At 50.0% G+C, this 14685-nt stretch carries 13 protein-coding genes; 3 read left to right on the top strand and 10 right to left on the bottom strand.

The window, feature by feature from the left end:
- The first annotated feature begins 145 nt into the window (after positions 1–145).
- The gene (rnk, locus tag L2725_RS22565; protein WP_115136621.1) at positions 146–517 is read left to right on the top strand and encodes a nucleoside diphosphate kinase regulator; all 372 of its coding nucleotides are present in this window, start codon (positions 146–148) and stop codon (positions 515–517) included.
- A gap of 67 nt (positions 518–584) precedes the next feature.
- On the opposite strand, the gene L2725_RS22560 is transcribed toward rnk, so the two are convergent.
- From L2725_RS22560 to L2725_RS22550, 3 genes are all read right to left on the bottom strand, one after another.
- Positions 585–1091, bottom strand: coding sequence for a prepilin-type N-terminal cleavage/methylation domain-containing protein (locus tag L2725_RS22560; protein ID WP_249251061.1), 507 nt, complete (start codon positions 1089–1091; stop codon positions 585–587).
- Positions 1092–1250: 159 nt separating this feature from the next.
- On the bottom strand, positions 1251–2993 hold the full coding sequence (locus L2725_RS22555) for a methyl-accepting chemotaxis protein (RefSeq protein ID WP_249251060.1): 1743 nt from the start codon (positions 2991–2993) through the stop codon (positions 1251–1253).
- 175 nt (positions 2994–3168) lie between these two features.
- Positions 3169–4530, bottom strand: coding sequence for a DUF4397 domain-containing protein (locus L2725_RS22550; protein WP_249251059.1), 1362 nt, complete (start codon positions 4528–4530; stop codon positions 3169–3171).
- A 402-nt stretch (positions 4531–4932) separates the two neighbouring features.
- On the opposite strand from L2725_RS22550, the gene L2725_RS22545 reads away from it, so the two are divergent.
- The gene (locus L2725_RS22545; protein WP_249251058.1) at positions 4933–5724 is read left to right on the top strand and encodes a hypothetical protein; all 792 of its coding nucleotides are present in this window, start codon (positions 4933–4935) and stop codon (positions 5722–5724) included.
- 8 nt (positions 5725–5732) lie between these two features.
- Here L2725_RS22545 and L2725_RS22540 read toward each other — a convergent pair whose 3' ends face one another.
- Entirely contained in the window at positions 5733–7115 is a 1383-nt protein-coding gene (locus L2725_RS22540) for an aminotransferase-like domain-containing protein (RefSeq protein ID WP_249251057.1), read from the bottom strand.
- Between the two features lie 120 nt (positions 7116–7235).
- On the opposite strand from L2725_RS22540, the gene L2725_RS22535 reads away from it, so the two are divergent.
- Positions 7236–7838: a LysE family translocator gene (locus L2725_RS22535; RefSeq protein ID WP_248936748.1), complete on the top strand. Its 603-nt coding sequence runs from the start codon at positions 7236–7238 to the stop codon at positions 7836–7838.
- 33 nt (positions 7839–7871) lie between these two features.
- Here L2725_RS22535 and L2725_RS22530 read toward each other — a convergent pair whose 3' ends face one another.
- The 6 genes from L2725_RS22530 to L2725_RS22505 all read right to left on the bottom strand — a co-directional run bounded on the left by L2725_RS22530 (position 7872) and on the right by L2725_RS22505 (position 14504).
- Entirely contained in the window at positions 7872–8741 is an 870-nt protein-coding gene (locus tag L2725_RS22530; protein ID WP_249251056.1) for an SIR2 family NAD-dependent protein deacylase, read from the bottom strand.
- Positions 8729–9598 (bottom strand): protein-ADP-ribose hydrolase, encoded by an 870-nt coding sequence (locus L2725_RS22525; protein WP_249251055.1) that lies wholly within the window; start codon positions 9596–9598, stop codon positions 8729–8731. Before L2725_RS22525 ends, L2725_RS22530 begins: the two co-directional genes overlap by 13 nt.
- A 348-nt stretch (positions 9599–9946) precedes the next feature.
- Positions 9947–10732: a nuclear transport factor 2 family protein gene (locus tag L2725_RS22520; RefSeq protein ID WP_249251054.1), complete on the bottom strand. Its 786-nt coding sequence runs from the start codon at positions 10730–10732 to the stop codon at positions 9947–9949.
- A 136-nt stretch (positions 10733–10868) separates the two neighbouring features.
- A complete protein-coding gene (locus L2725_RS22515; protein ID WP_249251052.1) occupies positions 10869–11741 on the bottom strand; it encodes a helix-turn-helix domain-containing protein in 873 nt (290 codons plus the stop codon).
- A 7-nt stretch (positions 11742–11748) separates the two neighbouring features.
- Positions 11749–12432 (bottom strand): hypothetical protein, encoded by a 684-nt coding sequence (locus L2725_RS22510; RefSeq protein WP_249251050.1) that lies wholly within the window; start codon positions 12430–12432, stop codon positions 11749–11751.
- A gap of 167 nt (positions 12433–12599) precedes the next feature.
- On the bottom strand, positions 12600–14504 hold the full coding sequence (locus L2725_RS22505; protein WP_249251048.1) for a methyl-accepting chemotaxis protein: 1905 nt from the start codon (positions 14502–14504) through the stop codon (positions 12600–12602).
- Positions 14505–14685: the final 181 nt, after the last annotated feature.

Raw genomic sequence — 14685 nt, 5'->3', positions numbered from 1 at the left:
TTTCTCTTTTTTAGAGAGGCAAAGCAAGCTTTCGGCAGTTTCAGATTTCATAAGGCAATCATAAGTATTGAGTTGCCCAATATTAGATCAGACTTCAATGCGGATTGGTATCACATCACTGATTTTATTACGGTAATAATTTCAAATGAATAGTCAGATTCACATCTCCAGCTGTGACTTAAATGGGATTCTATCTCTGCTGGAAGACTCCAAAATGCTGTCATCAAACATAGCGGCTCTGGAAGAGGAGCTGGTTCGCGCCAATGTAGTGGACAAAGAAGCGATACCGAAACAGGTGGTCACAATGAACTCCACCGTGGTATTTAAATTTGTCGGCGAAAATAAAGTTTATATTAAAAAACTGGTTTATCCAGTTGATATAGAAAATTACGACGACATTTCTATTTTAGCGCCGGTAGGCAGCGCATTGATAGGCATGTCAAAAGGGCAAACTTTAAATTGGTTAATGCCAAACAAAACCATTAAAACCATTAAGGTGATAAACGTTATTAAGTAGCACTGATTAATAATACAGAAAAACCTGCGCTCTTAAGAAATAAGAGCGCTCTGGGAATAAGCTGCTTTTAGCACCCACTATCCACCAACTGCATTAGTGGCGTGCCATCCAACTGCCATGCGTAGTTGATATAGCAGTTGGTCGCCTGCACCTGAGCCTGAGTCGGCTGCGCTACATTCAATTTTCCCGCTGGCGCTGCCGCCACTTGATATACACCCGCGGCAATATAGATACGATATCGCCAATCGGCAGTATCCATGCCTGCGGCCTTGAAAATTTCTGGCGGGTTGGTGTAACCGGTACTTGGACTGGAGCCATTGCTGCTGGCTGCCCAGGGTTGATTTCTCTCTCCCCTGATGCCGTCATAAACCACTCTGGTATCTCCGGCACCACGAATCTCTGAGGCCGCTTTAAACAAACCAACAGCTGATTTCATAGAGCCAAGACTGGCGGCCAGTTGAGCCTTATAAGCATCACTGCTCAGGTTCAAAAACTTGGGTGCAGCGGTAACCGCCAGAACGCCCAAAATAATAATCACAACCACCAGTTCAATCAGCGTGAAGCCTTTTTGCATTAAACTCCCCCCTTTGTATGTCGGCATCATCTGTTAGTTTGAGATGAATTAACAGGAGTTTTGCAAAATCCTTCGTGATATATCTCTCTATTTATCTAAATCAGATACTTTCGCTAAGTAGCGTTCGGGAAAAATTAACAGTGCTTCAGGCTAACCGCCTTAAAACTCGTCCCATATGCCCGAGTCACCTTTGGTTAGCTTTCTTCTGTCTTCACCGGAACGGCGCTCTTGAGTGCGCTTCTGTTCTGCCACATGGAACCCAGTAATCATTTCTACGACCTGACCCGCCATCTCGGCGACATTGGCACTGGCAGTAGACACCTGCTGCACCATAGCCGCGTTTTGTTGGTTGGAGTCTTCAAAGTCCATGATGGCTTGCTCTATCTGTGCAATCCCCGAAGCCTGCTCGCGAGTGTTGGTATTAAGGGTTTCAATCACTTCGGTTACTTCAGACACCTGAGCCTTGATATTGATCAGTGCCTCTCCCGCCTTGTTGACATGTAGGGTTCCCGCGTGAACCTTGTCCATGCTGTCCTGAATCAGCTCATTAATATTCTTGGCGGCCACTGAGCTGCGCTGGGCCAGACTCCTGACTTCACCGGCGACCACGCCAAAGCCCCGCCCCTGCTCACCGGCCCGGGCAGCTTCCACAGAAGCATTCAGTGCCAACAGATTGGTCTGAAAGGTAATCTCATCGATAACAGTCAGGATATTGGTGATTTTCTTGCTGGAAACAGCAATATCATCCATCGCCTTAATGGCAGCAGTCACAATTTCGCCCCCTTCGACCGCCTGCACCTTGGCCTCTTTGGCACTCTCGTTTGCCTTGTTGGCCTCGGTAGCACTGGATTCGGTAGAGCGGCGCATCTGGGATATAGATGCCGAAATTTCCACTATGCTGGAGGCCTGAGACTCTGTCCTTTGGCTGAGATCGGTATTACCCGAGGCGATCTCCACGGCGCCGGATGCACAAATATCGGCAGCCTCACTCACCTGAACCAGGGCAGAACTGATCGAACTCAGGGTCTCCTGGGCACTTTCCTGTAACTCTTCAAATTGGCCCAGACGGAAGGTATCTGTGTCCGCCTGCTCTGCTTTGCCAGCTTTCAGCTGAATGACTTGTTGGTAGAGCCTGGCCATAGGCAGCGCAACATAGCGCTTTATCATCAGGAAACCCAGAATGATTAATACCAGCGAGCTGACCGCCATGATCAGTGCAAACGTCACTGATTCCATCACCTGCTCCAGCCTTTGTTGCTGTGCCGCTGCAGTTCTTTGCTCCAGTGATTGAAAGAATTCATCCACCGGCTCCATGATTCTTGCCTTCTCCCGGTGGTAGGCACTGTTGTGCATCAAGTCTCTGGCCAGCTGCAAGTCCGGTTGCCCCTGCACACTGTACGCACCTGTCGCGGGGTCCTGAAAGCGGCCTTTAACAGCGTTCATCGCCTTCACTTCCATATTCACCAGAGCATCTGAGTTATTCTGGGCCTGGGTAAGCAGTGCAAACTCCCGATCGCTGAAGCCCAACTGCTGCATGCGGGACTTAAGGGCTTGCAGTTCACCATCCGCTTTGGGCTTTTCCCCCTGCTCCAACACCAGATCCCAATAGATAAGGTGATAGTTTTCCGGTCTGGGGCGTTCACCATTGCGAATATCCAGCACGGCCTGATACATCTGCTCATATCTGGAGTCTCCGGTGACCACATAGGTCCGCGCCAGCCGGGTCAAATCATCTGAACTTTGGCGTAACTCATCAGCAGCCTGATAGCTCTGGTAACGGATATTGGCGGTTTGCTCCAACTGGCTGACGATCTCTTCAACCCTTACCACCAAAAAGCCGGTGAATATGGTGAACAAAGAGATCAATCCGAAGATCCCAAAGAGTACATTTCGTAATTTCATTGATGACTCCCGCCGCCCAAGCGCAGTGTGTATCCTTTCAGTATAGAAAGTCTCAGCGAGTCAACAGGTAAAAGGTCAGATTATCCAAACCGTGCAGAAGTTTTATTCCTCCACAGCTGGGAAAAGCTTGCCCCGGACTGGCGGCAAGCTCGCTGTTCAGCAAGGTCAGCAATAGCTACTGGAATGCCACCAGTCGATAACCCCAGGTTTGACTCTCGTCGGGCGTCAGTACCAGGGTAAAGTCGAGATTATCTTTCAATTGAAGAGCTTGACGGTGCAACAAGTTGAGAGTGTTGTCATTTTCCCGCTTGATCACAGTTACTGTGTAGCTGTCTCTGGGCAGGGTAATGCTCAGGTTCTTGGTGAAGTCCCACTTGGTCACCTTGTACTTGGCCGTTTCTACCGTTTCATTGCCACGAACAAAGTAAACCTCCAGTCCCTTGGTGCCTGCGGCCAGGTTCAACAGTTGGATACTGTACTGATAGCTGCGGGGTGTCAGGGAGTGCTCTATCACTGTGGCTTTGAGCTTATCTTCAGCGTCCGGGTACAGCAGAATGGACTTGGAGTCGCTCTGATTGTAGGTCACCAACAGATTATTGAGCAGCGTATTACCCGTTGCTGCATCGCTAATCTCCACGTCATAGTCGCCAAATTTAGCTGGCGTAAAGCTGGAGATCGCCCACCTGGCCACTTCAACTTCATGGGACTCACCTGATTTGCCCTTGAGTTCGGCTTTGACCTTATCGGTTTCTTCAAAACCGTTGTAAACCCTGAACTGCACCTTTTCATTGATATCCGGTAACGAAGATACTGACTTGCCGCCACTCACTGCATCCAGCTTGATACCTTCTGTTGCAGCGCCAAACCCCGGTCTAATCAGCAGCTTGTAGACAGTCTTGGCATTCAGATTAACCTCTGCCGTAGTATAGAAAGGCTCATTACTGCCTGCCTTGGTGAGGTAAACAACATACTTCCCGGTTGCCAATATCTGCGATTCGGTCACTCCTTTGTATTCGGCCTGCCCCAGAAACTTGGCCGAACTAAAACCATCTTCCTTTTTGCCGATATAGATCCCCAACTTTGCAGTACTCTTGCTGACATGGGCTGCCAACACCTGCATATAAGTTTTCTTGTCTTGGTTATCATTCTCTTTATCGAGCTTGTCCGTAGTGAACTTAATGTCGACAAAATCGGTTTTGGCATAGTCTCCGGCCAACACATACAAATGGTTGTCACCGGCCGCAAAAGTGACATCCTGCTTATGAAAGCTCACATCTTTGTTTTCAGCATTCTTGCCGGTAACACTCACCTCGTTGCTTCCGGTAGTCACCGCAAATCGCTGAATCGCCTGTCCGAAATTGACCGAGGTGTACTTTTTACTTTTCAGGACCAGGTTGGTTGATGTGCTGTCAGGTGAGGCATTGTAGTACTGCACATACGCCACCTGTTTTTTGGGTTCTTCTTTGTCACTGTCACTACATCCAACTACAGATAACATCACCCCCATTGCCAATATAAGATTTTTAGTTCTTTTCACTTTTTCCTCCGCAAAGAATAGTTAACTATTTTTGCCAAATGGCCTGTTACCCAATTTCCGACTGGATTGCGGCGAAGTTAGTTCGAAATACTTTGTGACACTTTGCATCAAATTCAATAATTTAAACTACAAACCCCTGACTTTTCAGACGTTCCGTCTTTAACAATGTCAATTAACTTCAATTTTACTCCAACAACACTCTCAGCCATCGAACCAATAGGCAAAGAGCCCTCGAAGCTGAGACAGAACAGTATAGAGACCGAACAAATATCCAACAGATTCAAAACCATAGTGATATGCTGAACGGGCTCAACAGGGAAGACGGGAGGATAAATGAGGACGTGGGGCAGAGGATGGCCGTTATTGGCATTGTTATGCAGTGTCACATGTAACGCAGGGGATATGCAGATACGGGTCGGGGGATTTTATGCCGAGTCTGATTCCAGCATCGATGTGACAGACCCTATTCTGGGAGAGGACTTCAAGCTGGATTTCGAAAGCGACCTTGAATTGGATCAGTACCAGTTTCTTCCCTTTTTCGAGCTTGAGTATGCGTATGGTCACAAGCATCACTACTATCTGGACTGGAAACAGCTCCATCGCAGGGGCGATACGATTGGGCTCAGCCGTGGGTTTCAAATAAATATCGACGACACCATTTATCAGGTAGATACCGGCGCTCGCCTGGATACAGAGCTGGATATCGATATTCTCAGGCTCGGATATGGTTATGACCTGTTTGAAGGCCAGAACTATACCCTGGGTGTGACAGTTGGCTTACATACCATGTTTATCAGCGTTGCCCTGGAAGGAGCCATAGGCGCCTGTATTTCTGGCCAAATCGAGGGCAATCAGTGTGGTCAGACTCCTATTCCCAGATTGGTTGAGCATGAGGTCACCGCACCGCTTCCGGATATCGGGCTGATCGGCCGCTATCAGTTAATGCCTGGTTGGGAACTTACTGGCCACGCCCAGTACTTCTATCTGGAGCTGGATGATATGAAGGGAGCGCTCACAGATATTCGGGCCGGTATCAGTGCAGAGCTAAGCCAAAACTGGAACCTGTCTGTCTCCTACAACTACTACAGAGTCTCTGTTGATATGACTGAGACCTTCTACAACATCAAGGTCGCCGACTTTAATATCAACTACAGCTTTATTGGCCCCAAACTGGCACTCACCTATAGATTTTGATCTTCTACCTAGGGTGAAAAGGCGGACGACGGCGGGTTGGCCAACAGGTCTGCCAACTGAATACATCCCTGCTCCAATTCCGCTGTGCTGGTTGGCGCACTGACGGCAATCCTGACACACGAAGGGGCTGGATATCCGGGGGGGACAAACAACTCAGAAGACTTCAGCTCCAGTCCCCGGGTTTTACTCGCTGCCATAAATTCACTGAGTGACCAGTCGTCAGGTAATGAAATCCAGCCATGAAACCCATTTGGATGAAACACCAGTTCCACTGCAGACAGTTTCTCCGCAACCATGCGCCAACGGGATTCCATCTCTTCTCTGATGCTGTCCAACACCTTATTGGCAGCACCATTTTCCAGCAGGATAGCGGCGATAGCGGTCAACAAAGGACTGATCATCCAACTGTGATTTTGCAGCGCATGAACGATGCGGGAATAAAGAGATTCGGGCAGTAACATAAAGCCAAGACGGAGCCCCGGGGCCAGGTTTTTGGACAAGCCGCCTATGTAGATAACCTGCTCCGGTGCCATATTCACCAAGGGTTCCGGTCTGTGACGCGGCAGCAGGCCATTAACGTCATCTTCCAGTATCAGCAGTTGTTGCTGACGACATACCGCAATCAACTCTCTGCGACGCGCTTCACCCATAGTCACGGTAGTGGGGTTTTGCAGGGTCGGCATCATATAAACCATACGTGCCGAGTACTGTTTACAGGCCGCAACCAAGGCTTCAGGTATCATCCCCTGCTCATCCATTTCGACCGGCTTTACGGTAATGTGCAGCTGCCGCGCCAAGCTCAGCAGGCCGGGGTAGGTCAGCTTATCCACCAGCACAGTATAGCCCTGCCGACACAGTGTCGTGAGGCAAAGTTGAATGGCGTTCTGGGCTCCGGAGCAATAGAGCAACCTGTCGACATTGGCGCTGACGCCATGCTGTTGTAACCAGTCAGCCAGCACGGCTCTGTGCTGCACCACCCCGGAGGGAGGCTGGTATAACATCAGCTCATTGAGTTCAGCCGGATGAGAGGCAATCTGTTGAACCGCCTGGGTAAAGAGTTCCGCCCGGTCGAGTTGTGGCGGTACGTTGTAGCCAAAGTTCATTTCATCTTGCCGGGTGCGGTGCGAAAAACTCCAGGCTGGCCTGTCTTTTCGACAGATAAAGGTGCCGGAACCCACTTTAGACTCAACAATCCCCCGACGCTCCGCCTCGGCGTACGCCCTGGTCACTGTCCCCACGGTCACCGACAAGCTGTCAGCCAGGGCTCTGTGGGTAGGTAGCCTGGCTCCGGGCAGCAACTGCTGCTGTTGCACCATATCTTCAATGGCGGAGGCAATCTGTCGGTAAATGGGCCGACCATCTCTTTTTAACTCAACGCTCTCAATTGTCATGGTGACAATAAACCTTTTGATCTGAATTCAGCTCCCTGATACGGTCAAAAACTAACACAAGTACAAAATTCAGACAATTATCAGCCAATTGTACCCATACAATTCATAAGGACCCCGTCAGTGACAGAGCCATCTTTACTACTCACCTTAGCTGTGTTCGCCGCTACCATGACTGGTACGCCGGGCCCAAACAACATGATGCTGACCGCATCCGGGGCCAATTTCGGTTATCGCCGAACACTCCCTCATCTGTTTGGAATTACGCTGGGTGTCGCCACTCTGATTACTCTGGTGGCAGCCGGACTGGGCTTACTGTTTCAAATGTACCCACTGATCCAGCAGGTATTGAAGGTGGCTGCCAGCGCCTATCTGCTCTATCTGGCCTGGCGTATAGCCAGTGCCGCCCCGCCAGGGGACAAGCCCTCAGCAGGCCGACAGCCGATGACTGCCACTGAGGCGGCAATGTTTCAGTACGTGAATCCCAAAGCCTGGGCCATGGCGATTACCGCCGTAGGCTCATTTACCAGTGCGGGCAGTGACTACTGGAGTTCAGCCCTGCTGATCGTGTTGGTGTTTATGTTGGTGGGTTTTCCCCTGACATCTATGTGGGCAGGCTTTGGTGTGTGGCTGGGAAAATTGATGTCCGGTGACCGCAGTTGGGTGTATTTCAATCGAACCATGGGAGTATTGACCGCGTCCTGCCTGCTGTTTATCTGGCTGTAACGCGAAACGGCTCAACCAAAAGTAAAATGGCCGCTAAATGCGGCCATTTTTATCGGTGTAAACCCCGTTAATAAACTCGCCGATATCCCCTTTTATCGAGGTCGCCTTAAATCCCAGCTCAGGTGGCAAACTGGCATTATCCATATTCACCCTGACCAGCGCTGCGTCATCAAAGTTGTAGCAGATCTGCTCCATAGGCAAGCGAATAACCGTAGGAGTATTGAACCCGGCCCCCAGCTCCAGCAGGACCAGCTTTTTATCCCGTTGCTGTTCCAGCCACTGCATAAATGCCTGTCGCTGAGGCGCATGCACAGCATCGATAAAGGAGCCATCGACTCTGGCGTGAATAAACATATCGCCACCACAGTTGGGACATTTGGGCACGCCCTGCTCAGATGTCAGCACCTGCTCTACCGGGTCGAAGAATGGTGTCATACGTTGCAAAAACGGTTCGATATCCCACACCTGCTCAGAGCAGGGTTTGGTGCACTGTATCTTGCCGTAATCTCCCTGGGGTGAAAAAAACCTCTGCCGGTCAAAGCCACTCTTATAAAACAGGCCATCCACATTTGAGGTCATCACAAAGTAATCTTTCTCTTTCACCAGATCATACAGGCTCTGATACAGAGGATTGGCGCCCTGAGAGAAGTACACATACTCCAGATGCACCTTGTAGTAGCCCCACTGCTCCAGCTGGTTCCAATAGGGGTATCCCATCAGTTCATACTGGGCGTTAAAGCCTTTGCGTTTCCATCCCGGATAAACCTCAGCAAACTTATCCCGGTCAAGGTAGTTCAGCCCGGCCGCTGCACTCAGGCCTGCGCCGGCACCGATTAATACCGCATCGGCCTGTTTGATCAGTTCAGACACAGCTTGCAGGGTGTTGGTGTTCAGTTGTTGCATATGTACTCCTCCAGTTCTGCCTGATAGGTCCGGTAGTCCCGGTCACTGAAAACATTGAATACCAGAGCATCGAGCTGACCCGGATTCTCCCTGAGCCAATTGGCCACGGTGGCGATAGCCAGTGGAGTGGCATGCTCTATGGGATACCCGAATACTCCGGTAGATATTGAACACAAAGCCAGACTGCGCAGCCCCTCAACCTCTTTGGTGATTTCCAGACTATTTCTATAGCTGTCTGCCAGCCGCTGGCTGTGATAATGGGTCAACTCCCCCTGCACTATAGGACCCACGGTATGCACCACGTAATCCGCCGGCAGGTTGTAGCCCCGGGTGATTTTAGCCAGCCCTGTTGCCTCCTCATGACCCTGCAGGCGGATAATGGTGTCGCAATCTCTGCGCAACTGAACCCCGGCCCGGCTGTGAATCGCATTGTCTATGCACTTATGTCCGGGCAGAAAACAGCCCAGTAGTTGGCTGTTGGCCGCGTTGACTATGGCCCCGACCTTCAGGGTGGTGATATCCCCCTGCCACAACACCACTTTGGTAGTGCCTATGGTCAGAAATGGGGGCAAATCCTCCACCCGGGTAATCTGCCTGCCAGCTGCCTCGGCCTGTAACAGCGCATCGAGCAAAGCTGTACCTTGCTGGCTCAAAGTATCAGGAGGCAATTGCGTCAACAGTGAATCCAGCAGAGCTCGGCGTTCACTCTGGTTGTCGCCAGCTGTGCAGGAGTGAAGTAACTCGGCCAACAGGGCGTCCACCAGGCAGGTTTGACTCAACCCCGCAGCGGTGCCGGGGACAAATGGGCTGTGCAACTGGATATGTCCTGCATAATTCGTCAGGGAAAATGGCTTCATAATGACCTCCTCTAATACCAATCCGCATAGGAGTTTAGTCACTCAGCGAGAACTTAAAGGTGTGAAGACAATCAGAGCAATCGAAGGTCTATCGGGATAAATCAAGAGTGCTCTGGGCAGTATGCGCGCCTTTAAAACTCGCCCTTCGGGAGCCTGTCAGCCACACGATTACGGCACAGAATTGTCTAGCCATAGAACCACTATGTCGTCACCAATTTCGCTTGTACTCGAATGGCTGACATGGCTCTGATGAGATCAACCTTCTATGCGGATTGGTATAAAAACAACGGCCACTAAAATGTGGCCGAAGATTGAATAACAGGCTGCCCTTATGCGGGCGGCGGCAGGCTAATAGCCGAACTTACCATTGCTGTTCTTCCACTCACTTTCAGGTGGAATCACTTCTATGGTGTCCCAGTGCTCAACAACCTTGCCGTCAGCCACCCGGAACAGGTCGTAGAAGGAGACATGCTGCCCCAGGAACTGGCCTTCACTTATGGCCAGCACCATGTTGCCCTGCCCCAATACCTTATGAACTGCTGTGTACACCATGGGCATTCCCTTATCAGCCAATGCCTGCAATGCCACACCCAACCCCGCCAGCCCATCCGCGACCATGGGGTTATGCTGCAGATAAGCGGACTCCTCAGGATCGACATACTCACCAATACGGCTCATATCACCCTCCATCAAAATCACATTGACGAAGTCGCTCACCATCTCTTTGTTGGCCTGAGTCTTATCCAGATCTGTCACCTGGGTGGTGCCGTCCACCATAGTGCGACCACTTGGGTTAGGGGCGGCCAGCTCCTGCAGATTGTCCCAGTGCTCCACTATCTGGCCATCCTCAAACCGGAATACATCAAAGCCGGATTTCGGGCCGAAAAAGTTATATTCGGTGTGCAGCACAACATAGTCACCATCGGTAAACGCTCGCTGTACCCTGGCTCTGGCGCTGCCCTCAGGCAATGCCTGCAATACTTCACCAAATCCCTGCAGGCCATCGGCCACAGCCAGGTTGTGCTGGATATATTTATCGGGATTGATAAAGGCTACCGGCGCAGTATCTCCGGTTTCGATACTGGTGATCAGTGCGATGGCTTTGTCTTTGTTTGACAGAGTTGAGTTAGTCATTGTCTCGTCCTTTCGTTGCGATTGGTGCCGGATCAATGCTAGGGGAGCCGGGAGATATCCGGCAGAGTGGAAATGGGCAGAAAAATAGTCAATTTCGAACCCGGAAAATCAAAGAATAGGACTTAATTACTAATTATCAGCTTTTTATATAGTCATTTCTGAACGTGCTGGGGGTCATACCTGTTTCTTTTTTAAAGTACTTCACAAAGTTGCTGGCATCCTCATAACCAAAGTCCCAGGCCAGCTGTTGCGTCGTCACCTTGCTGATCACCAATCTGCGCTTAATCTCTGTAATGGCATAGGCATCTATCATCTGTTTGGCGGTCAGCGATGTTGCGGCTTTGGTGATCAGGTTCAGCGTTTTATAGGTGGTTGCCAACTGATCTGCATACCAGTTGGCATCACGTATCTGCTCATAATGCTGCTGTAACAGGGCAATAAACTTTGCCAGCTGGCGACTGTGGGTCGGTGAGATATCGTCCACCTCCCCCAGAGTTTTCAGTCTTCGATGCAGCAAAGTCAGGGCAGAAAACAGATACATGACAATTAAGGGGTCACCATCATCACAGGCCAACTCCGTTTGTATCTCATCCACCAGGGCTTTGGTACGGGCAAAATTACAGGTATCCAGCTCAAGCACCGGAGAATAGCGGTTGTTAAGGTGAGTGGGGGTATAGTTGGGCAGGCGCATATTGGTATGCACCTTGTCCAGAAAGGTCTGGGTAAACAGCAGCAGTTTTCCCCTGGGATGGTCAGTCAGCTCAAATGCGGTCACCTGATCCTGCTGCAAATTGATCACTGTGCCGGGCCGGAAGCGGTACTCGTTAAAATCCACCATTTGCAGCCCTTCCCCCTCTTCAAACAGCACCATCATAAAGAAAGAGAGCCTGTGGGGAGCCTGGGGATCGTGGTCTTTAAACGCTCTGGTATAGAGTTCGGATAGCTCGATAACCTCAACCTCAGGTACTGAGGCTATCCCCTGCTTAAAGTCGATCAGTGGAATGGCCATACGCCCCCTAAAGCATAAGCTTGATATGTCCTATATTACTGAACTGGAAGTTGGCGTAGTCGGCGGTATGGCTAAAAGAGGTTCCCAACGATGGAAAATATCGTCCCAGCGCTATCGACAACCCCATGGCAATTCCAGTGGGCTCTGAGTAGGTATGCATCACTCTTGGGCTGGATTCGCTGAAAGACATGCCCACATATTCCGGGCTGGTGTGAACAAGCAGGTAACGGGCATTTTCCGGCAGGGTAAAGTGATTGCTCAGTACATTATCGACAAACTCAAACTCATATCTTGGTTTGAGTTGACCAATATTCTGTCTGTTCTCATCCAGCGCTGTGATCACCGGGTAGAAGAGAAACGCCTGATCAGATTTGGTACTGACATAGCTTTCTATCACCAGATTCTGCACACCATCGCCAACACGCATTACTCTGGTCGGCGATTGATACTCGCCAAAATCCAACATCAGCGTTTGTCCCGGCAGCATGCCCAAACGCTTATTGGTCGTCGACGTCAGATCTGCTGCATTGTCACAAAAGCCTGTCTCGGACACAGGCACAGCGGCCTGAGAGCTGAAGGCAGTGTGCGCCTCTTCCAATGAGATAGGAGACAGCACTCTTTTGTTGACCTGACAACCAGTTACCAGCAATGCCGCCAGCAGCATCAAACTGGTAGAGAGTTTTTTACCCATGAGCTTTACTCTTCTTATTTTTGTTTTAGTCCAAGCTAACACAGGTTCTTCTTAACTGAAACAGAATATGTAAACCATGTGATAACAACACGTTACAAAAACAAAAGCCTTCAAATAAGAAGGCTTTCTGAGTGGCTTTTATGAGTGCACATCAGTGACTTCGAATCTTAACCTGCCAATCCTGGACGACCGGTAAACTTACCGACCAAACCATCCAGTTCGCTGGCCAGCTGTTCAATGGAATGAGTTGATGAACTGGAGTTTTGCGCAGCAATGGCGGTATGCTCCGCCAAATCAGAAATGGTGAGAATATTGGCTTCAACACTCTCTGTGACTGTCGTCTGTTCTTCAGATGCCGTGGCTATCATCATATTTTGCTGCGCGATATCCTCTATCTGAGCCACTATCCTTGCCATCGAATCAGCGCCATCCTGCGCCTTTTCCACACAAACTTTCGCCAGGCTGTTGGAGTCGGCAATCAGTGAAACACTCTGACCGACGTCGAGCCGCAACTGGCCGATAATTTTGGTAATTTCATCAGTTGATTGATGGGTTTTCAGCGCCAGTTCCCGCACTTGATCCGCCACCACGGCAAAGCCCCGTCCCTGCTCTCCGGCCCGGGCGGCCTCAATAGCGGCGTTCAGCGCCAACAAATTAGTCTGCTCTGTAATATTGCGGATAACATCAATAACCGAACCAATACGGGTACTTTCTGCGTTCAGTTTATCTATGTTGTCACTGGCCAACCTCATACTGCCGTCCAGTTCGGTTATCTGCAGTGTTGTTTCGGCATTAACCTGCTCACCTGCACGGGCAGAATCCTGCAATTCCTGAGCAATATTGGCTGCGGTTAATACACTTTGCGCGATCTCGCGGCTGGTGGCGGTCATCTCATTCATCGCCGCAGAAACCTGCTCAGACTCCTGCCGCTGTTGTTCAGCATTGCCCGAGGTATCTCTCGCCATGGTCAACCCCTGCTTGGCGTTAGTGGAGAGCTCTGCCGAAATACCGACTATCTTCTCCATCGTCGTCTGCAAGTTACCGATAAAGCTGTTGAAATGACCAGCCAGCTCAGAGAGTTCATCATTGCCCTGCAGCTCCATCCGTACTTGTAAGGAGCTATCCCCTTCGGCAATTTTCTTCATCAGACGATTGGCAACAGCGACCTTATCGGTGGTGGCACGACTAATCAGCCACAACGCAGAGCAAAGGAGCAGCGCCAACACACTACCAACCAATGACAGGCGCATAGTCAAAGCCGACTCGCGCGCATCAATCGCGCTCAGAAGCTCAGTACTCAATGTTTGCATCTGCTTTTCAGCTGCCTGCACCGAAGCTCGTAAACTACCATGTAACCCTTCTGTAGGCGTTAATCCATACTCCTGCAGGCTCTGCGCCAACGCATTGAATTTCTGCTGATAGTCTTCAAGGTCAGCTATCATATTCAGCTGCCTGTTGAGGGGAGTATTACTCTGCTCAATCATCGTCTGGGTGGTCACTACCTGCTGATTAAATCTCTCTACGTACTTAAGGTCTGAGCGCAGCAGGAAATCTTTTTCATGGCGGCGTAACATCAACAAATTGCTGTAAATATCAGTGTTCAATATGCTCTGAACATCGGTCTCAATGCGATGTGAAGCGTCCCTGACTTCCCCCATCATACCGTCGTCTTTGGCCATACCTATCACAGTTCGCTGCTCTACCAGCGCATTAAAGTCCTGCTGGTATCTGTTCAAGCGGCTCAGGGTTGTGTCGATGATTGTGTCACCATTCATATCGAGATCGACCAACTTGGCTTTAGCTTCAGTCAAGCGCTGCACCAGTTGCTGGTAATCTTTCTGAAATTTTTCCTGATATTTGACGTCATGACGCGCCATAAAATCTTTCTCATGACGTCTGAGCATCAAGGTAGAAGTCTGACTTTGCAGAATCTCTGAGGAGGCACTATCCAGGGTGGCCAACTCGGAAAATGAGCGCTGAAAGATAATGGCAAACCCAATCACTGACACTAAAATGGCAACGACCACACTGGTCAGCTTACCTTTGATGGTTTGAGGCAAAGCAACTCGCATAGGTACTCCCTAATTCCTTATCCGGGACAACGCATCCATTCGACGTCACTGACAAAACGATACTTTGAAGTATCAGTCAGGAAACCTAAGCATAGTCTCAGTACTTTAGAATTCAATTAACTCCTCCATGAGCCACGGGGCTGCACATCTCAAATAATTCAATCAGGCATTGACCTGTCTA

The organism is Shewanella corallii (assembly GCF_023349125.1).
GTDB lineage: Bacteria > Pseudomonadota > Gammaproteobacteria > Enterobacterales > Shewanellaceae > Shewanella > Shewanella corallii.
This window is presented reverse-complemented; position numbering and strand designations above follow the sequence as displayed.

Coding starts and splice junctions, on each gene's coding strand:
- L2725_RS22560 (WP_249251061.1), bottom strand. CDS start 1,091: ATGCAAAAAGGCTTCACGCTGATTGAACTGGTGGTTGTGATTATTATT.
- L2725_RS22545 (WP_249251058.1), top strand. CDS start 4,933: ATGCAGATACGGGTCGGGGGATTTTATGCCGAGTCTGATTCCAGCATC.
- rnk (WP_115136621.1), top strand. CDS start 146: ATGAATAGTCAGATTCACATCTCCAGCTGTGACTTAAATGGGATTCTA.
- L2725_RS22520 (WP_249251054.1), bottom strand. CDS start 10,732: ATGACTAACTCAACTCTGTCAAACAAAGACAAAGCCATCGCACTGATC.
- L2725_RS22530 (WP_249251056.1), bottom strand. CDS start 8,741: ATGCAACAACTGAACACCAACACCCTGCAAGCTGTGTCTGAACTGATC.
- L2725_RS22510 (WP_249251050.1), bottom strand. CDS start 12,432: ATGGGTAAAAAACTCTCTACCAGTTTGATGCTGCTGGCGGCATTGCTG.
- L2725_RS22540 (WP_249251057.1), bottom strand. CDS start 7,115: ATGACAATTGAGAGCGTTGAGTTAAAAAGAGATGGTCGGCCCATTTAC.
- L2725_RS22515 (WP_249251052.1), bottom strand. CDS start 11,741: ATGGCCATTCCACTGATCGACTTTAAGCAGGGGATAGCCTCAGTACCT.
- L2725_RS22555 (WP_249251060.1), bottom strand. CDS start 2,993: ATGAAATTACGAAATGTACTCTTTGGGATCTTCGGATTGATCTCTTTG.
- L2725_RS22505 (WP_249251048.1), bottom strand. CDS start 14,504: ATGCGAGTTGCTTTGCCTCAAACCATCAAAGGTAAGCTGACCAGTGTG.
- L2725_RS22525 (WP_249251055.1), bottom strand. CDS start 9,598: ATGAAGCCATTTTCCCTGACGAATTATGCAGGACATATCCAGTTGCAC.